The sequence below is a fragment of the Bifidobacterium sp. LH_426 genome (assembly GCF_056356875.1).
Window position 1 is genome coordinate 374,939 of record NZ_JBKEVB010000002.1, and the last position, 16,680, is coordinate 391,618.

The 16,680-nt window shown below is 66.8% G+C and carries 13 protein-coding genes; 7 read left to right on the top strand and 6 right to left on the bottom strand.

Annotation, left to right across the window (positions count from 1 at the left end; all coding sequences use genetic code 11):
* The first annotated feature begins 112 nt into the window (after nucleotides 1-112).
* The 4 genes from AC1AYD_RS03785 (at nucleotide 113) to AC1AYD_RS03800 (ending at nucleotide 7,248) form a co-directional block, all read left to right on the top strand.
* Nucleotides 113-2,359 carry an exo-alpha-(1->6)-L-arabinopyranosidase gene (locus AC1AYD_RS03785; protein WP_476544678.1) on the top strand — a complete coding sequence of 749 codons (2,247 nt, stop codon included), beginning with the start codon at nucleotides 113-115 and terminating at the stop codon, nucleotides 2,357-2,359.
* Nucleotides 2,360-2,726: 367 nt separating this feature from the next.
* Entirely contained in the window at nucleotides 2,727-3,311 is a 585-nt protein-coding gene (locus AC1AYD_RS03790) for a MarR family winged helix-turn-helix transcriptional regulator (protein WP_476544679.1), read from the top strand.
* A gap of 59 nt (nucleotides 3,312-3,370) precedes the next feature.
* Nucleotides 3,371-5,236 carry an ABC transporter ATP-binding protein gene (locus AC1AYD_RS03795; RefSeq protein WP_476544702.1) on the top strand — a complete coding sequence of 622 codons (1,866 nt, stop codon included), beginning with the start codon at nucleotides 3,371-3,373 and terminating at the stop codon, nucleotides 5,234-5,236.
* Complete coding sequence (locus AC1AYD_RS03800; protein WP_476544680.1) at nucleotides 5,233-7,248, top strand: ABC transporter ATP-binding protein; 2,016 nt, start codon at nucleotides 5,233-5,235, stop codon at nucleotides 7,246-7,248. Before AC1AYD_RS03795 ends, AC1AYD_RS03800 begins: the two co-directional genes overlap by 4 nt.
* A 301-nt stretch (nucleotides 7,249-7,549) precedes the next feature.
* Here AC1AYD_RS03800 and AC1AYD_RS03805 read toward each other — a convergent pair whose 3' ends face one another.
* Nucleotides 7,550-8,266 carry a vitamin K epoxide reductase family protein gene (locus AC1AYD_RS03805; RefSeq protein WP_476544703.1) on the bottom strand — a complete coding sequence of 239 codons (717 nt, stop codon included), beginning with the start codon at nucleotides 8,264-8,266 and terminating at the stop codon, nucleotides 7,550-7,552.
* Between the two features lie 130 nt (nucleotides 8,267-8,396).
* On the bottom strand, nucleotides 8,397-9,293 hold the full coding sequence (gene dapF, locus AC1AYD_RS03810) for a diaminopimelate epimerase (protein ID WP_476544681.1): 897 nt from the start codon (nucleotides 9,291-9,293) through the stop codon (nucleotides 8,397-8,399).
* A 165-nt stretch (nucleotides 9,294-9,458) separates the two neighbouring features.
* On the opposite strand from dapF, the gene murI reads away from it, so the two are divergent.
* Entirely contained in the window at nucleotides 9,459-10,253 is a 795-nt protein-coding gene (gene murI, locus AC1AYD_RS03815) for a glutamate racemase (RefSeq protein WP_476531591.1), read from the top strand.
* A gap of 140 nt (nucleotides 10,254-10,393) precedes the next feature.
* Nucleotides 10,394-11,245: a patatin-like phospholipase family protein gene (locus tag AC1AYD_RS03820; protein WP_476544682.1), complete on the top strand. Its 852-nt coding sequence runs from the start codon at nucleotides 10,394-10,396 to the stop codon at nucleotides 11,243-11,245.
* Nucleotides 11,246-11,357: 112 nt separating this feature from the next.
* Here AC1AYD_RS03820 and AC1AYD_RS03825 read toward each other — a convergent pair whose 3' ends face one another.
* Nucleotides 11,358-12,344: a D-2-hydroxyacid dehydrogenase gene (locus AC1AYD_RS03825; protein WP_476544683.1), complete on the bottom strand. Its 987-nt coding sequence runs from the start codon at nucleotides 12,342-12,344 to the stop codon at nucleotides 11,358-11,360.
* A 35-nt stretch (nucleotides 12,345-12,379) separates the two neighbouring features.
* Nucleotides 12,380-13,291, bottom strand: coding sequence for an SPFH domain-containing protein (locus AC1AYD_RS03830; RefSeq protein ID WP_476502588.1), 912 nt, complete (start codon nucleotides 13,289-13,291; stop codon nucleotides 12,380-12,382).
* 128 nt (nucleotides 13,292-13,419) lie between these two features.
* Between AC1AYD_RS03830 and AC1AYD_RS03835 the strand changes: the two genes are divergently transcribed.
* Complete coding sequence (locus AC1AYD_RS03835) at nucleotides 13,420-14,304, top strand: PHP domain-containing protein (protein WP_476502589.1); 885 nt, start codon at nucleotides 13,420-13,422, stop codon at nucleotides 14,302-14,304.
* An 18-nt stretch (nucleotides 14,305-14,322) separates the two neighbouring features.
* Here the strand turns inward: AC1AYD_RS03835 and AC1AYD_RS03840 are convergent, their stop codons facing one another.
* Together AC1AYD_RS03840 and AC1AYD_RS03845 are read right to left on the bottom strand one after the other, a co-directional pair.
* On the bottom strand, nucleotides 14,323-14,547 hold the full coding sequence (locus tag AC1AYD_RS03840; protein ID WP_034530082.1) for a DUF3107 domain-containing protein: 225 nt from the start codon (nucleotides 14,545-14,547) through the stop codon (nucleotides 14,323-14,325).
* Nucleotides 14,548-14,637: 90 nt separating this feature from the next.
* The gene (locus AC1AYD_RS03845) at nucleotides 14,638-16,662 is read right to left on the bottom strand and encodes a phosphotransferase (RefSeq protein ID WP_476544704.1); all 2,025 of its coding nucleotides are present in this window, start codon (nucleotides 16,660-16,662) and stop codon (nucleotides 14,638-14,640) included.
* Between the last annotated feature and the right edge of the window lie 18 nt (nucleotides 16,663-16,680).

Consider the following 16,680-nt stretch of genomic DNA (forward strand, 5'->3'; position numbering starts at 1 on the left):
GTGAGTGGTTTGCCTGGGGTTCATGGATGAGGGCCGGGGGACCGCACCGGAACGGGCCGGCCGCATGACTCAACGGAACACGCAAAGGAACTCAAGGAAAGAGGCACACGTCATGAGCGAGCACACCCACCCGTCCGTCAAGGATCTGACGCTGGAGGAGAGGGCCTCCCTCACCTCCGGCGGCGACGCCTGGCATCTGCAGGGCGTCGAGGCCAAGGGCATCCCCGGCTACATGATCACCGACGGTCCGCACGGATTGCGCAAATCCCTCGCCACCAGCACCGGCGAGACCGATCTCGACGACTCCGTGCCCGCCACCTGCTTCCCGCCGGCCGCCGGCCTGTCCAGCTCGTGGAACCCCTCGCTTGTGCGCAAGGTCGGCGAGGCCATGGGCGAGGAGTGCATCCAGGAGAAGGTCGCCGTGATCCTCGGACCCGGCGTCAACATCAAGCGCAACCCGCTCGGCGGCCGCTGCTTCGAATACTGGAGCGAAGACCCGTACCTCGCCGGCCATGAGGCCGTCGGCATCGTCGAAGGCGTGCAATCCAAGGGCGTGGGCACATCGCTCAAGCACTTCGCCGTCAACAACCAGGAGACCGACCGGTTGCGCGTCGACGCGCGCGTCTCCCAGCGCGCCCTGCGCGAAATCTACCTGCCGGCCTTCGAGCACATCGTCAAGACCGCCCAGCCGTGGACCATCATGTGCTCCTACAACCGCGTCAACGGCGTCCACTCCGCCCAGAATGGCTGGCTGCTCACCGACGTGCTGCGCGACGAATGGGGATTCAAGGGCATCGTCATGTCCGACTGGGGCGCCGACCACGACCGCGTCGCCTCCCTCAACGCCGGCCTCAACCTCGAAATGCCGCCGAGCGGCACCGACGACGAGATCGTCTACGCGGCCCGCGACGGCCGCATCGACTCCGCCCAGCTCGACCGCATGGCCCAGGGCATGATCGACCTGACCGACAAAGCCCGCGCGGCCATGAGCGCCGACGGCTACCGCTTCGACGTCGACGCCCACGACGAGGTGGCCCACCAGGCCGCCGTCGAATCGATGGTCCTGCTCAGGAACGAGGATGCGATCCTGCCGCTGGACAGGCGCGCGAAGATCGCCGTCATCGGCGAATTCGCCCGCACCCCGCGCTATCAGGGCGGCGGCTCCTCCCACATCACCCCCACGAAGATGACCTCGTTCCTCGACACGCTCGCCGCACGCGGCATCGAAGCCGACTTCGCCCCCGGCTTCACGCTCGACCTCGAACCCGCCGACTCCGCGCTCGAACTCGAGGCCGTCGAAACCGCCCGTGACGCCGACGTGGCGCTCCTGTTCCTGGGTCTGCCCGAGGCCGCCGAGTCCGAAGGCTTCGACCGCGAGACCCTCGACCTGCCCGCCAAGCAGACCGAACTGCTCGCCAAAATCGCCGCCGTCAACCCGAACGTGGCCATCGTGTTGTCCAACGGATCCGTCGTCTCCGTCGCCCCGTGGGCCGGCCATGCCAAGGGCATCCTCGAATCCTGGCTGCTCGGCCAGGCCGGCGGTCCCGCGCTCGCCGACGTGATCTTCGGCGAGACGAGCCCCTCCGGCAAGCTCGCCCAATCCATTCCGCTGGATATCAACGACGACCCGAGCATGCTCAACTGGCCGGGCGAGGAAGGCCACGTCGACTACGGCGAGGGCGTGTTCGTCGGCTACCGCTACTACGACACCTACGATGTCGCCGTCGACTACCCGTTCGGCTACGGCCTGAGCTACGCCAAATTCGAGATCTCCGACGTCCACGCGGAGAAGACCGGCGCCAACACCGCGTCCGTCACCGCCGCCGTCGCCAACGTCTCCGACGTGGACGGCGCCGAGACCGTGCAGGTGTACGTTGCCCCCGGCAAGGCCGACGTGGCCCGCCCAGCCCACGAACTCAAGGGCTTCGCCAAGGTGTTCCTCAAGGCGGGCGAGTCGAAGACCGTGACGTTCGACCTCGACGAGCGCGCCTTCGCCTACTGGTCCGAGAAATACGGCGACTGGCACATCGAAGCCGGCGCATACGGCATCGAGGTCGGTACGTCCAGCCGCGACATCGCCGCCACTGTCGCGGTCGACCTGGAGGGCGACGGCAAGTCACTGCCGCTCGACGAATGGTCCACCTACGGCGAATGGGAGGCGGACCCGGTCGGCGCGAAGGTCGTCGCGGCGGTCGAGGCCGCCGGTGAATCGGGTACGCTGCCGAAGCTGCCCGACAATGCCATGATGCGCATCTTCCTCAAGTCCATGCCCATCAACTCGATGCCGATGCTGATGAGCGACGGTGGTAGGCGCATCACCGCCTTCATGCTCGCCGAATACGCCAAGCTCACGAAGTAGCCGTCGGCCTCTCCGTGGCCTCTCCGTGGCCCCTCCGGCACGGAGTCGCCGGCCTGTTCATGGCCCCCCTCTGACGAGGGGGCTGTCGGCGAAGCCGACTGGGGGAGAGACCAGTGAAGCGCGGTCATCCCGACTGGGGAGATATGTGAAGCCCACCCTTCCGTGCTCACCTCGAGTCGACTGCCGTCCGAAAGCCCCCACGACCTTACGACCAAGGGGGCTTTCGCCATCATGTGACATACGACACGCCGATTGTTGCATCTGCAACTGTTGTATGCGGGACGTATTACTATCGCACCATGCAAGATGGTTGCATATGCAACAAAACGCATGTCCGACCATGTCCGGAAACGAAGGTGGATGAGTTATGGACAGTCACATCCTCAGCTTCGAGCTGAGGGCGCTGGTCAAGGCGATCAACCGCCATCTCGGCGAGACGATGCCCGAATCGGCGCGCATCGCCACGGGCGGCAACGCCCGCATCATCATGTTCCTCGCCCGCAACCGCGACAAGGACATCTACCAGCACACCATCGAACGCAAGTTCTGCATCACGCGGTCCACCGCTTCGCGCGTGCTCGCGCTGATGGAGAAAAAGGGCCTCATCGCTCGCGAGTCGGTGGCGCATGACGCACGACTCAAGAAGATCGTGCTCACCGCCAAGGCCGACTCCATCGTCGCCTGCCTCTCGGCGAACGGCGAAAGGATGGAACACCGACTGGTGGAGGGATTCACCGACGAGGAGCGGGCCGCCCTCATGGACTACGTGCTGCGCATGCGCGCGAACGTGGACGCGGCGCAACGCGAGTTCGAGGAACGGTCGGCCGCCGGCGCCCCGGTCGGTGATCCATGCGGGGACCTCGCCGGCGACCCCGGCGATCCCGATGACGTCCCGGTCGAGGGGACCGGTGACGCGAACGACACGGACGATACGAAGGAGGAGAACGCATGAGCGACAACACGACCGCGACACGCGACGCGGACGGCCTGACCGCCACCGAGGCGGCCATCATGGCATCGCGCAAGACCGTCGAACCCGACCGGCCGAAACACATCATCCGCACGCTGGCCGGATCGATGCGCGAATACACGAAAGAAAGCTGGCTGGCACCGCTGTTCGTGTTCATCGAAGCCATCCTGGAGATCGTCATCCCCACCGTCATGGCCTCCCTGATCGACCAGGGCATCACCGGCGGGAATATGAACGCCATAGTCAAGTTCGGCCTCATCCTGCTGCTGTGCTCGCTGGTGTCGCTCGCCTGCGGCTTCCTCGCCGGCAAGTACGCGGCCATCGCCGCCGCCGGATTCGCGAAGAACCTGCGCCGCGACCAGTTCGAGAAGGTGCAGGCGTTCAGCTTCACCAACATCGACCGGTTCTCCACCGGCTCGATCATCACGCGTCTGACCACCGACGTGACCAACCTGCAGATGGCCTACGGCATGATGGTCCGCATGGGCGTGCGCGCTCCGATCATGGTCGTCGTCGCGTGGATCTTCTCGTTCCGCATCTCACCGTCCATCTCGCTCGTGTTCCTCGCCTGCGTGCCGATCCTCGCGATCGGCCTGTGCGGCCTCGCGGTGCTCGTCCACCCGGTGTTCGAGCGCGTGTTCCACACGTACGACGCGCTCAACAACGTCGTCGACGAGAACCTGCAGGGCATCCGCGTCGTCAAGTCGTACGACCGCGAATCCTACGAGATCGGCAAGTTCGGCCGCATCTCCCAGCGCATCTTCAAGGACTTCACCAAGGCCGAGCGCATCATGAGCTTCAACAGCCCGATCATGATGTTCTGCATCTACGCCTCGATGATCATGATCTCCTGGATGGGCGCGCAGCAGATCGTCGCCTCCGGCAACAACGCGGCGCTGGGACTCACCACCGGCGACCTCACCGCCCTCGTCACCTACGCGATGCAGATCCTCATGGCCATGATGATGCTCTCCATGATCTTCGTCATGTGCATCATCTCCCAGGCCTCCGCCGAACGCATCTGCCAGGTGCTGCAGGAGGAGAGCACCGTCACCGACCCGGAGCATCCGGTCATGGACGTCAAGGACGGCTCCGTCGAATTCGACCACGTCACCTTCCGCTACTCCGCGTCCTCCGAGAAGCCCGTGCTCGACGACATCGACCTGAAGATCGCCTCCGGCATGACCGTCGGCATCGTCGGCGGCACCGGCTCCGCCAAGTCGAGCCTCGTGCAGCTCGTGCCCCGCCTCTACGACGTGAGTCAGGGCTCGCTCAAGGTCGGCGGCCGCGACGTGCGCGACTACGACCTCGTCACCCTGCGCGACCAGGTCGCCATGGTGCTCCAGAAGAACGTGCTGTTCTCCGGCACCATCGCCGAGAACCTGCGCTGGGGCGACCCCGACGCCACCGACGACCAGATTCGCCACGCCTGCAAGCTCGCGCAGGCCGACGGCTTCATCCAGGAATTCCCCGACAAATACGACACGCACATCGAACAGGGCGGCACCAACGTGTCCGGCGGCCAGAGGCAGCGCCTGTGCATCGCCCGCGCGTTGCTCAAGAAGCCGAAGATCCTCATCCTCGACGACTCCACCAGCGCCGTCGACACGAAGACCGACAAGCTGATCCGCGAGGCGTTCCACCACGAGATCCCCGACACCACGAAGATCATCATCGCCCAGCGCATCGCCTCCGTGCAGGAATCCGACGTGATCCTCGTCATGGACAACGGCCGCATCATGGCCAAGGGCACGCACGACGAACTGCTCGAAACCTGCGACGAATACCGGTCCATCTACGAATCGCAGACCCGCAACACCGCCGCCGGCCAGGCCGAGCTCGAACGCGAGGCGGCTCAACGCGCCGAGCACATGCAGCAGGCCGAACAGGAAGGAGAGAACCGATGAGCGACAAGCAGACCGCGCAGAACCGCAAGCCCGCGATGCGTAAGCCCGCCCCCGGCACCACCAAGCGCATCTTCGGCTACATCATGGCCTACCGGTGGCGCGTCATCGCCATCGTCGCATGCATCCTCGTCGGCGCCGCCGCCCAGGCCGGCTCCGCCCTCTTCCTCCAGTCCCTCATCGACACGTACATCCTGCCGATGGTCGGCGCGACCGACCCCGACTGGGGACCGCTGATCCGCGCCATCACCCTCATGGGATGCCTGTACGTGGCCGGCATCGCCGCCAGCTGGCTGTGGCAGTGGCTCATCGTCACCGTCGAACAGGGCGTGCTCAAGAAGATCCGCGACGACATGTTCGCCCACCAGCAGTGGCTGCCGATCCGCTACTTCGACACCAACGAGCATGGCGACATCATGAGCCACTACACGAACGACACCGACACGCTGCGCCAGGCCATCAGCCAGTCGTTCCCGCAGATGTTCGCCGCCGGCATCTCCGCGCTCGCCGCGATCGTCTCCATGCTGTGGCTGAGCGTGCCGATCACCGCGTTCGTGCTGCTGTTCACCGTCGGACTCTACTTCGTCGTGCGCAAGATCGTCGGCCGCGCAGGCCGCTACTTCGTCAAGCAGCAGTACTGGATCGGCGACGTCAACGCGTTCGTCGAGGAATCCGTCAACGGCCAGAAGGTCATCAAGGTCTTCAACCACGAGCCCGACACCCAGAAGACCTTCGACGAGAAGAACGAGGAGCTGTTCGAAGCGTCCGCCGAGGCGAACACGTGGGGCAATGTCACCATGCCCGTCGTCGGCAACATGGGCTACATGCTCTACATCCTCCTCGCCATCGTCGGCGGCGCCATGGCGCTCGCCGGAGTCGGCAACTTCGGCCTCGCCGGCGCCGGTCCGCTCACGCTCGGCACGCTCATCTCCCTGCTCACCCTGTCCCGCTCGTTCATCAACCCGCTCGGCCAGGTGTCCATGCAGCTCAACATGGTGATGATGGCGCTCGCCGGTGCCTCCCGCATCTTCCAGCTGATGGACGAGCCGGTCGAGGCCGACTCCGGCACCGTCACGCTCGTCAACGTCGAACTCGGCGAGGACGGCCGCACGATGCGCGAAGTCGACCACGAGACCGGCCACTGGGCGTGGAAGCGCGAGGAGGGCGACGACGGCACCCGCTCGCTCAAGGCCGCGGAGAAGCTGCACGGTGCCGCCCGCGAGGTCGCGCTCAAGGCCAAGGAGCAGGCCGTCACCTCGCCCGACGGGCGCTACACGCTGCTCAGGGGCGACGTGCGCTTCACCAACGTGACCTTCGGCTACGATCCGGCCAAGCCGGTCCTGCACGACATCACCTGGTTCGCCAAGCCGGGCCAGAAGATGGCGCTCGTCGGCGCGACCGGCGCCGGCAAGACCACGGTGACCAACCTCATCAACCGCTTCTACGACATCCAGGAAGGCCAGATCCTCTACGACGGCATCGATGTGAAGAACATCAGGAAGCCGGACCTGCGCCGCTCCCTCGGCATCGTGCTGCAGGACGTCAACCTGTTCACCGGCACCGTGATGGACAACATCCGCTACGGCCGTCTCGACGCCACCGACGAGGAGTGCATCGAAGCCGCGAAGCTCGTGAACGCGGACGGCTTCATCCGCATGCTGCCGCAGGGCTACCAGACCGTGCTCGAAGGCGACGGCTCCGGCCTGTCACAGGGCCAGCGCCAGCTCATCTCCATCGCGCGCGCCGCCGTGGCCGACTCCCCGGCGCTGATCCTCGACGAGGCCACATCGTCGATCGACACGCGCACCGAGGAGGTCGTGCAGGCCGGCATGGACGCGCTGATGAAGGGACGCACGGTCTTCGTGATCGCCCACCGCCTCTCCACCGTGCGCAACTCCGACGTGATCATGGTGCTCGACCATGGCAACATCATCGAGCGCGGCTCCCACGACGAGCTCATCGCCCAAAAGGGCGAGTACTACCAGCTCTACACCGGAGCCGTGGAACTCGAGTAAGTTATATATGCCGATGCCCGGGTGCTGGGATGAGACCGCATGCTCATCCCAGCACCCGGGCATCGGCATATTCATCTCCGTTTGACCGGGGTTCGGTGGGATTTCTCGCTTGGAAGGGGTACTTCCACGTCGTTGACCAGCTGTAACCAGCTTCCGAGGGGTATTCAATCCGCGTTACACCGGGTACGGACGGCATCATATCGGCGACGATATCCGGGATGACACTCGTCAGGCACCCCTTGCAATGCAGATGGATGTCCGGGCTTTGAAAGGTGTACCCCTCCCAAGGGAGAAAGCTCCGTCACATGAACAGGGCGGCGCCGTCCTTGACGACGATCAGGACGACGATCGCGAGAATCCACACGAAATCGACCATGAGATCGTAGTTGAGCCGGTAGTACGTGTCGAGGCCGCGCGGCTTCGACATCGCGCCGGACTTGTCGGACTCGTCGGCAGCGACGGCACCGGCGTCATCGGCCCGCACGCCACCGGGCAGCCCCTGCACGACGGCGGTCGCATGGCTCAGCGCCATGAACTGGATCGTCGTGGAGAACATGAGCGCCAGGCACCACGGGCACAGCGCGTTGATCACGAACAGCGACTGCGAAGTCAGCCAGTACGAGTACAGCAACGCCGCCAGCCCGCCGAGCCACGTGCATGCGGCGAACCAGCGCGGCACCCTGACCCGCGCGAGGCCAATCACGGCGATCGTCACGAACACGGATTCCGCGGCGATGCCGAAGAACGCGTTCGGGAAGCTCAGTCCGGCGAACTTCACGATCTCCGACTGCCAGGATTGCGCGACTGTCGAGCAGGAGAGCACCGCGTTCACGTCGCAGCCGAGCTGCTCCTTGGGGTGCCTCGCCAGCTGGAGCGTCTCCGCGCTCAGCACGAACGAGACGATCAGCGCCGCCGCCGAGGCGAGCAGCACGACCAGATACGTCCAGGTCGCGCCATGCCGCCATCCGTGCGGCCTCAGGTCGCGGGTGCCAAGCGTCCGCACCTCCTCGGTCGTCATATCGTCCTCCACGCTCTCGTTCGTCGTCGTGTCATCGGCCATCCGTCATCGTCCCCTTCCGTCGTCGACTATCAAATGCCTTATCGAACGTATCGTATCGTCGCGCGTATCGCGCCGTGCGTGGCGCGACTCACCGCGCCAGCGTCACGTCTCCGACGATCGTCGCGTCGCCGGTGAGCGTCACGTCCGTGTCGCTCACGTCGACGCGCAACGTGCCGCCGCGTACGGTGATGAGCCAGTGGTCGACGCCGGTCTTCGCGCGCAGCGTGATCGCCGTCGCGCACAGTCCGGTGCCGCACGACAGCGTCTCGCCGCAGCCACGCTCGTTGACGCGCATCGTCGCCTCGCCGAAGTCGTCCGCGTCGTCGTCGATGTCGTCGATACGCACGAATTCGACGTTCTGGTCGGATTCGATCACGGGCGCGACGACCGGCTTCGTGACGAGGTCGAGCGCCTCGACGGTCGGCAGCGTGGAGAACGCGTCCTCGATGACGGCGACGACGTGCGGATTGCCCATGTCGACGAACGTGCCGCGGGCCGCGCCCGGCGTGCCGGGAATCGTGACCTCGTACGCGTCGGTCTCGCCGCGCCGCCACGCGCCCATGTCGACGCGGAACACGTGTTCGCCGAGGCCTTCGACCTTCCCGAGCGAGGTGAGGGTCTTGACGCCGGCGCGCGTGCCGAGACGGAACACGTCGCCGTCGAACAGGCCCTCGCGCTGCGCGAACAGGGTGATGGCGCGCGTGCCGTTGCCGCACATCTCCGCCAGCGAGCCGTCGGCGTTGCGGTAGTCCATGAACCATTCGGCGCCGTGCGCCTCGCAGTCGGCGATCTGCTCGCCGCTCAGATCGGACACGTCGCGCGGATGGGCGAGACGGATGAGACCGTCGCCGCCGATGCCGAAATGACGGTCCGTGAGGAAGCGCACCTCCTCCTCGGTGGGTTCGAACCGCCCCTCGCGGTCGAGGTAGACGACGAAATCGTTGCCGGTGGCGTGCGCTTTGGTGACATGCTGCGGAATGCTCATGCACGCCAGCATACCCGTCGCGCCGGCCCCGGGCCCCGCGCTGTTCGCCATGCGCGAGTACGCTGGGACGGCAGTGGACGCGTCGCGGACGCCGACGGGAAACGACCGGCGGGAACGACCGCGGAACGCCTTACGGGAACCATGGGAACGGCAAGGAGGATGGCGATGAGTTCGACGGCGCCGATCGGCGTGTTCGATTCCGGATTGGGCGGCATCTCGGTGGTGCGCCAGCTCGTGCGCGACATGCCGCGCGAGCGGGTCCTCTACTTCGGCGACTCCGCGAACGCGCCGTACGGCGTGAAATCGCCGGAACAGGTGAAGGCGTTGAGCTTCGCGATCGTGGAACGCTTCGTGAAACAAGGCGTCAAGGCGGTGGTGATCGCGTGCAACACGGCCACGTCCGCGGCGGTGAACGATCTGCGTGAGGCGTACGACATCCCGATCATCGGCATGGAGCCGGCGTTGAAGATCGCCTGCGACCGCGGCGACGTGCCCTCCGACCCGCATCACATCCCGCAGCGCGTGATCGTGGCGGCCACGCCGCTGACGCTGCGCGAGCGCAAGTTCGCGAAGCTGATGGAGCGTTTCGACTCGGACAACGAGATCTATAAGGAGCCGTGCCCCGATCTGGTGGAGATCGTCGAATCGGGGCGGCTCGGCGACCATGATCTGGTGATGCGCACGCTGCACGGCTACTTCGACCAGTACGATCTCGACCGCATCGACTCGGTGGTGCTCGGCTGCACGCATTTCGTGTTCTACCGCGACTACTTCCGCGAGCTTCTGCCCGAGCGCGCGGCCGTCATCGATGGCAACGAGGGCACGGTGCGGCACTTGGGCGTCGTGCTCGAATCGCTCGGCCATCTCGCGCCGGAATCGGCGGAGGGCGGCGTGGAGCTCGCGAACTCCGACCCGTCGGAGCGCATCGCCGCGCTGTCGCGCGAGCTGCTGCACGCGTGAATCGCGTGAATCACGTGAGACGGAGCGGAACCATCCCGCGTTGCGACGGTTCCGCTCCGCCTGTCCAATAACCACGGGGATGTCCCGGCTTGTGGCGTAGTGTCGGCCTGACGGATCACGGAACGCAAGGGGGAAATGACATGGCGAACAGGACGGCGATGATCGACGTGGGCGGCGGCTTCCGCGCGATCTTCGGATGCGGCGTGATGGACTACATGCTCGAGGAGGGCATCGACGTGGATATGTGCTACGGCGTCTCCGCGGGCGCTGCGAACATGACCTCGTTCATCGCGCGCCAGCACGGCCGCAACCACACGTTCTATACGAAGTTCGCGTTCCGCAAGGAGTATGCGAGCGCGGAGAGCTTCTTCAAGAACCATAATTTCGCGAACCTCGACTACATCTACGGCACGCTGAGCAACCACGACGGCGAGTATCCGGTGGACTTCGACGCGTTCGAGGCGAATCCGACCGGCTTCACCGTGGTCGCCTGCAACGCGGAGGACGGTTCGACCAAGTACTTCGACAAGTCGCGCATCCGCTTCGACGATTTCGACGCGGTGAAGGCGTCGTCCGCGGTGCCGGTGGCGTGCGAGCCGTACGTGGTGGACGGCGTGCCGTACTACGACGGCGGCATCGCCGATCCGGTGCCGGTCCAGAAGGCGCTGGACGACGGCTACGACCGCGTGATCCTCATCCTGTCGCGTCTGCGCGACGCGGTGCGCCAGCAGCGCAAGGACCTCGCGCCGGCGCGCATCCTCGAGCGCACGTATCCGGCGGCGGCCGAGCGTCTGCGCATGCGCTACAAGACGTACAACGACGAGATCGAACTGGCGAAGCGCTACGAGGCGGAGGGCCGCGTGCTCATCCTCGCGCCGGAGGACCTGTATGGCCTCAACACCCTGAGGAAGAGTTTCGAAGGCCTGGAGATGATGTACCGCAAGGGGTACGCGGCGGCGGAGTCGTCGGTGAAGACGTTCCTCGAAAGCTGAGCGCGGTTCGCGACGTGTGCGATGTGTGTGGTCGGGGTGCCGGCGGAATCATCCGCTGCCGGCACCCCGACCACGTCGTATAGGGCGTTTCTCGTTTCCCGGTTTATTCCGCCTACCGCCGCACGTTGGCGAGCGGTTCGCCGGCCGCGTAGCGTCGCACGTTCTCCAATGCGATGGCGATGATGCGTCGTTCGGTGGCTTCCAGATGGTTGCCGCCGGCCACGTGCGGGGTGATGAGGCAGTGCGGCTCGTCCCACAGCGGACTCGAGGCCGGCAGCGGTTCGGGCTCGGTCACGTCGAGTCCGGCGCCGTGCAGCTGGTCCTCGGCGAGCGCGGCGGCGAGCGCGCGCGGGTCGACGGCGTTGCCGCGTCCCGCGTTGAGCAGCACGCATGTGGATTTGAGTAGGTGGAGCCGGCGTGCGTCGATGAGATGGTCCGTGTCGGGCGAGGCGGGCACGGCGAGCGCGACCACGTCCGCGTCGGGCAGGAGCGCGTCGAGTTCGTCGAAGCCGTGCATCTCGTCGATGCCGTCGGCCGGTTTCGTACGATCGCGGCGCACGCCGACCGTGTGCGCGCCGACCGCCTTGGCGAGCGTCGCGAAATGCGAGCCGATGTCGCCGGTGCCGACGACGAGCACGGTCGCGCCTTCCGGGGTGAGCGCGCGGCCGAGGTCGTGCCAGCGGTGCTCGTCCTGCTGGCGTGCGTAGGCGGGGATGTTGCGCATGAGCGCCCACATCATCGCGAACAGGTGTTCGCCGACGGTCTGCCCGTAGGCGCCGGTCGCGTTGGTGACGGTGACGCCGTCGGCGAGGACGCCGGGCGCGACGTATTTGTCGACGCCGGCGCTCCACGTCTGGAGCCATTCGAGCCGCGGGTAGTCGCGGGCGTCGGCGGGCGGGATGTTGCCGATGACGGCGGTGGCGGCGTGGCGCAGTTCGGCCGGGACACGCGCCTTCCACGTCATCGTGCCGCGTTCGATCGGATTGCCGACGAACTCCTGGCGCACGCCGGGCGCGGCGGATACGAAAGCCTGCCGCTCGGCGTCGCTGAGCGGCAGGCAGTTGATGATGGTCTTCGCGGATTCGGTGCTTTCGCTCATACCGTCATTGTAGGCATCGCAGGTCCGCGGGCTCCCTACTTGCCTTGCGTTTCGGAGGCGGTGAGCATGGCCTTGGTGACCTGCTCGTAGAGGTCCTGGTAGCCGCCCGGCGTGGAGGCGGGCAGCACCACGGTCTTCGCGTTGCTGGATTCGGAGAGCGAACGCATCACGTCGAGATACTGGTTGAACAGCACCACGTTGTTCACGTCGTTGATGTTCATGCCCACGGCCTGCAGGCTCTTGATCTGGTCGACGATGCCGTTGGCGATCTCGCGGCGGTAGTTCGCCTGGCCTTCGCCCTGCAGTCGCGTCTTCTCGGCTTCGGCGGCGGCCTGCGTCTCGATCTGGATGCGCTGCGCCTCGGCGCGCTGGCGTGTCGCCTCCTTCTCGCGCTGGGCGGCGTTGATCGAATCCATCGCGTTCTTCACCTGCGGCGAGGGGTCGATGGCGGTGATGAGCGTCTTGACGACGGTGAAGCCGAAGCGGCTCATCTCGTTGCCGACGGTCTTCTGCACGTCGAACGCGACGTCGTCCTTGCGGGCGAACGCGTCGTCGAGGGTCAACGCGGGGATGGCGGAACGCAGCGCATCCTCCATGTAGGAGCGCAGCTGGCCGGCCGGGTCGCGCAGCTCGTAGTAGGCGGTGGCCACGTTCTGCGCGTTGACGCGGAACTGCGTGGAGGCGACGACGGTGACGAACACGTTGTCGAGCGTCTTGGTCTCCAGTTGCACGTTGAGCTGGTTGACGCGCATGTTCGTCTTCATCGCGATGCGGTCGACGAACGGGATGCGGATGTGGATGCCGGCGAACTGCACCGACTGGAATTTGCCGAACCGTTCGATGATGTACGCCTGCTGCTGCGGAACGATGAAGATGGACGAGAACACGAGGACGAGTACGACCACCACGATGGGGATGATCACGCCTCCCAATACCGCGCCTATCATTTTCTGTTTTCCCTTCCGTTGTGCCGTGACCTTCGTTAGTCACATGGCCCAGTACCGTCGATTCTACCAGCGCGGCGCGGGCACGTCGATGTGCGGGAGGCCTCCGGGCCCGGGTTACGATAGAACGTATGACTGGATACGTTGCGCCCACCGAACCACCGAAGCAGGGATGGGATCTTCACTGCCACACCGTGTTCTCCGACGGCACGCGCACGCCCGCCGAGATGCTCGCCGAGGCGGGGGAGCGGGGGCTTGTCGGCGTCGCCATCACCGATCACGACACGACGGCGGGTTGGGAGAGCGCCCAGAAGGCGGCGAAGGCGCAGGGGCTGCCGCTGCTGCGCGGCAGCGAGATCACCGCGTGCGACGAGGACGTGTCGGTGCACATGCTCGCCTACCAGTACGACCCGCGCAACCTGCACATCACGCGCCTGTTCGCGGCGACGCGCGAGGCCAGGCTCAAGCGCACCGAACGCATGGTCGCGCGTCTCGCCGAGGACTATCCGATCAGCTGGGAGTCGGTGATGGCGCAGGTCAAGGAGGGCGGCAGGACGACGGTGGGACGCCCGCACATCGCCGACGCGCTGGTGGCGGCCGGCGTGTACGCGAACCGTTCGGAGGCGTTCGCCGACGCGGTGAGCGCCGATTCGAAGTACTACATACCCACGCCCTCGCCGACCACGCACGAGGTGGTGCGTGCGGTGAACGAGGCGGGCGGCGTGGTCGTCATCGCGCATGCGGGCGATTTGAGCCGCAATCGCCGGTTGCTCTCCGACGAGCAGATCGAACGGCTGATCGGAGAGGGACTCGACGGGCTCGAGGTGTGGCATCGCGGCAACCCGCCCGAACAGCGCGCACGCCTGCTCGCCATCGCGAACGCGCACGGGCTGCTCGTCACGGGCGGTTCGGACTGGCACGGCGCCGGCAAGCCGAACCTGCTGGGGGAGAACCTCACCGACGAGGCGACGGTGCGCCGCATCGTCGAACGCGGCGCGATCCCCCTGTGGCGGTAAGGACCGCGCCGCGTCCGGTCACAGCGCGCCGAAACCGACGGCGTGCTTGGTCTCCGAGCCGACGATCGCGTAGCCGAGCGCGTCGGCCGGCACGATGATGCGGCGGCCCTTGTCGTCGGTGAGGACGACCGGCTGATGCGCGTCCAGCGCCTTGGCGATGGTCTCGTTCACCTGGTCGGCGGAATCCTCGGTGCTGAAGGTGACGGTGCGCGCCACGTTGCGGATGCCCAGTTCGATATCCATGTTGCTCCTTTGTGTGATTCGTGTGCGATTGTGGTCGTCGATGTTCCATTGTGCCCGTCCGCCGCGTCATGCCGCGGCGGACGGGCGTGATTACGCCGTCGGCGTGGCGTCCCGCGCCTCGTCGGGCACGGTGACGGCCTCGCCGGTGTCATCGTCCGGTTCGTCATTCGGCTCGCCGGCGGCTTCGGATGATTCGGCTTCGGATGATTCGGCTTCGGGCGTCTCGGCTTCGTCCGTTTCGCCGTTGCCTGGTTCGGCTTCGTCTGTTTCGCCCGTCGGCTCGGCGTTCCGCGCCTCGCCGGCGGCCACCATGCCGGTGGAGGCGACCATCGCGACCGACGGCGCAGCCACGACCATCGGCGTCACCGACGGCGTGTCGTCGATCGCCTCGTCGGCGTCCTCGCCGTCGCCGGTGCCGGAACCGAGGCCGGCGTCGTCCGTCTCCTCCGGCTCCGCCACGATCCGCGGCGTCCCGTCGGCCGCGGGCGGGACGTAGTCGCCATCCGCCTGCGGCGCGTCGTCGGAGGTCGCATCCTCGAGCTCGAGTCCCGCGCGCGCGTCGCGCAGCGCACGCTCCTCGCGTTCGAGCAGCGGGATCACGACGGTCGCGGACGTGTCCGCCGGCGGCTCATACGCTCCGTCAGCGGGAGCCTCGTCGTGGGGCCCGTCCACGTGCACGGCGGCCGCCCCCGACGTCGCCGTGCGGGAGAGCGGATTGATCGGCGCGATCGTGGGGGGCATCTGCATGCCGCCCACGGTGCGGCGTCCGTCGTTCGAGGTCTCGGTCGCCGTGGAGTCCGCATCCGTCACATTCGCGCTCGCGTCCGCGTTTCCGCTCACGGGACCCTGAGACCCCTGCCGCAGCGCGATCGTGGCCGACGAGTCGGAGCCGTCCGCGCCGGCCGGCGCATACGCCCCCGCCGACCTGATCGGCGTGCGCGACGTGTCGTCCGCGTCCGCGCCGCCCGGCGCGTATTCGCCGGCGGCGACGATATCGGCCGAACCGGTGCTGTCCGTCTCGCCCGCCGTGGCGCGCGTCGCGGCCGCGGCCGTCTCGGCGGCGGCTCGGCGGCGCTCTCCGGCCTCGAGCAGCGTGCCCACGGTGATCGTCGACGGCGGCTTCTCCCGTCCCTCGTCCACCGCCGGCGCGCCGGCGCGGCGGGCGCCCGGACGGTACGACGCCGGCTTCGGCTCGGCGGCGCGCGCGGCGAGCGACAGCTGGTGCGCGAGACGGTCCACCTGCGCCTTGAACCGGATGATCTGCTGCGAGTCGGCGCGCTTGACCGCCTGGATGAAGTCGCCGACCTGCTCCATCTGCACCCACAGGTTCGCGCGCAGCATGATGAGCCCGTCGAGACGGTTGCCCATCATGCGGCCGTACGCGGTGAGCACCGCGTTGCGGTGGGCCTCGTCGAGCTTGGAGAAGATCCACGCCAGGTCGCGCGCCGGATCGTTCACCTGCATGTTCTGCCAGTTGTTGATCGCGGTGATCGTCGACCCGCTGAAGCGCACGTCGCCGTCCTCGAAGCCGCCGTGCACCATGCACGTGTTGAACGACCACAGGCCTTCGGTCTCCATGATCTTCGACCAGCTGGAGGTGATCTCCGGCGGCACATGGCCCGCGTTCTTCAGGCGTGCGATCCACGCGGTCAGCTGCGCGCGGATCTGCCCGGTGGCATACGCCGGGTACCCGGCGGGGCCGAGGAACGACGGGTTGAGCCGGTGGATCGCGCCGATCGCCGTGCCCATCGCGGCGCAGTCGTCCAAGGTGAGGAAGTTGAGGTCGCGTTCGACGCCGTCCTGATGCATCGCCACCATGACGGCCGTGTCGCCGGTGGCGCCCTGCGGGTCCGTGCCGGGCGCGAAGCCGAGCACGCGGTCGAGCGCGAAGCCCAGTCCGCCCGGATCGCGGGCCTCGGCCAGCGTCCTCGCCGCCTTGACCCTCGCCGCGAGCTTCCGCCGCCCCTCCTCGGTGTTGGAGGCGTAGACGTCGTACGTCTTGCCGGTCACGTCACGCACCTGCGCCTGGTCGACGCCGTCCGCATGCGTCATCCCCGGGAAGACGCCGGCCACGACGACGGACGGCAGGGCGGCGGAGGTGAGGGCCGCCAGCATCAGTTCATTACGTTCTGT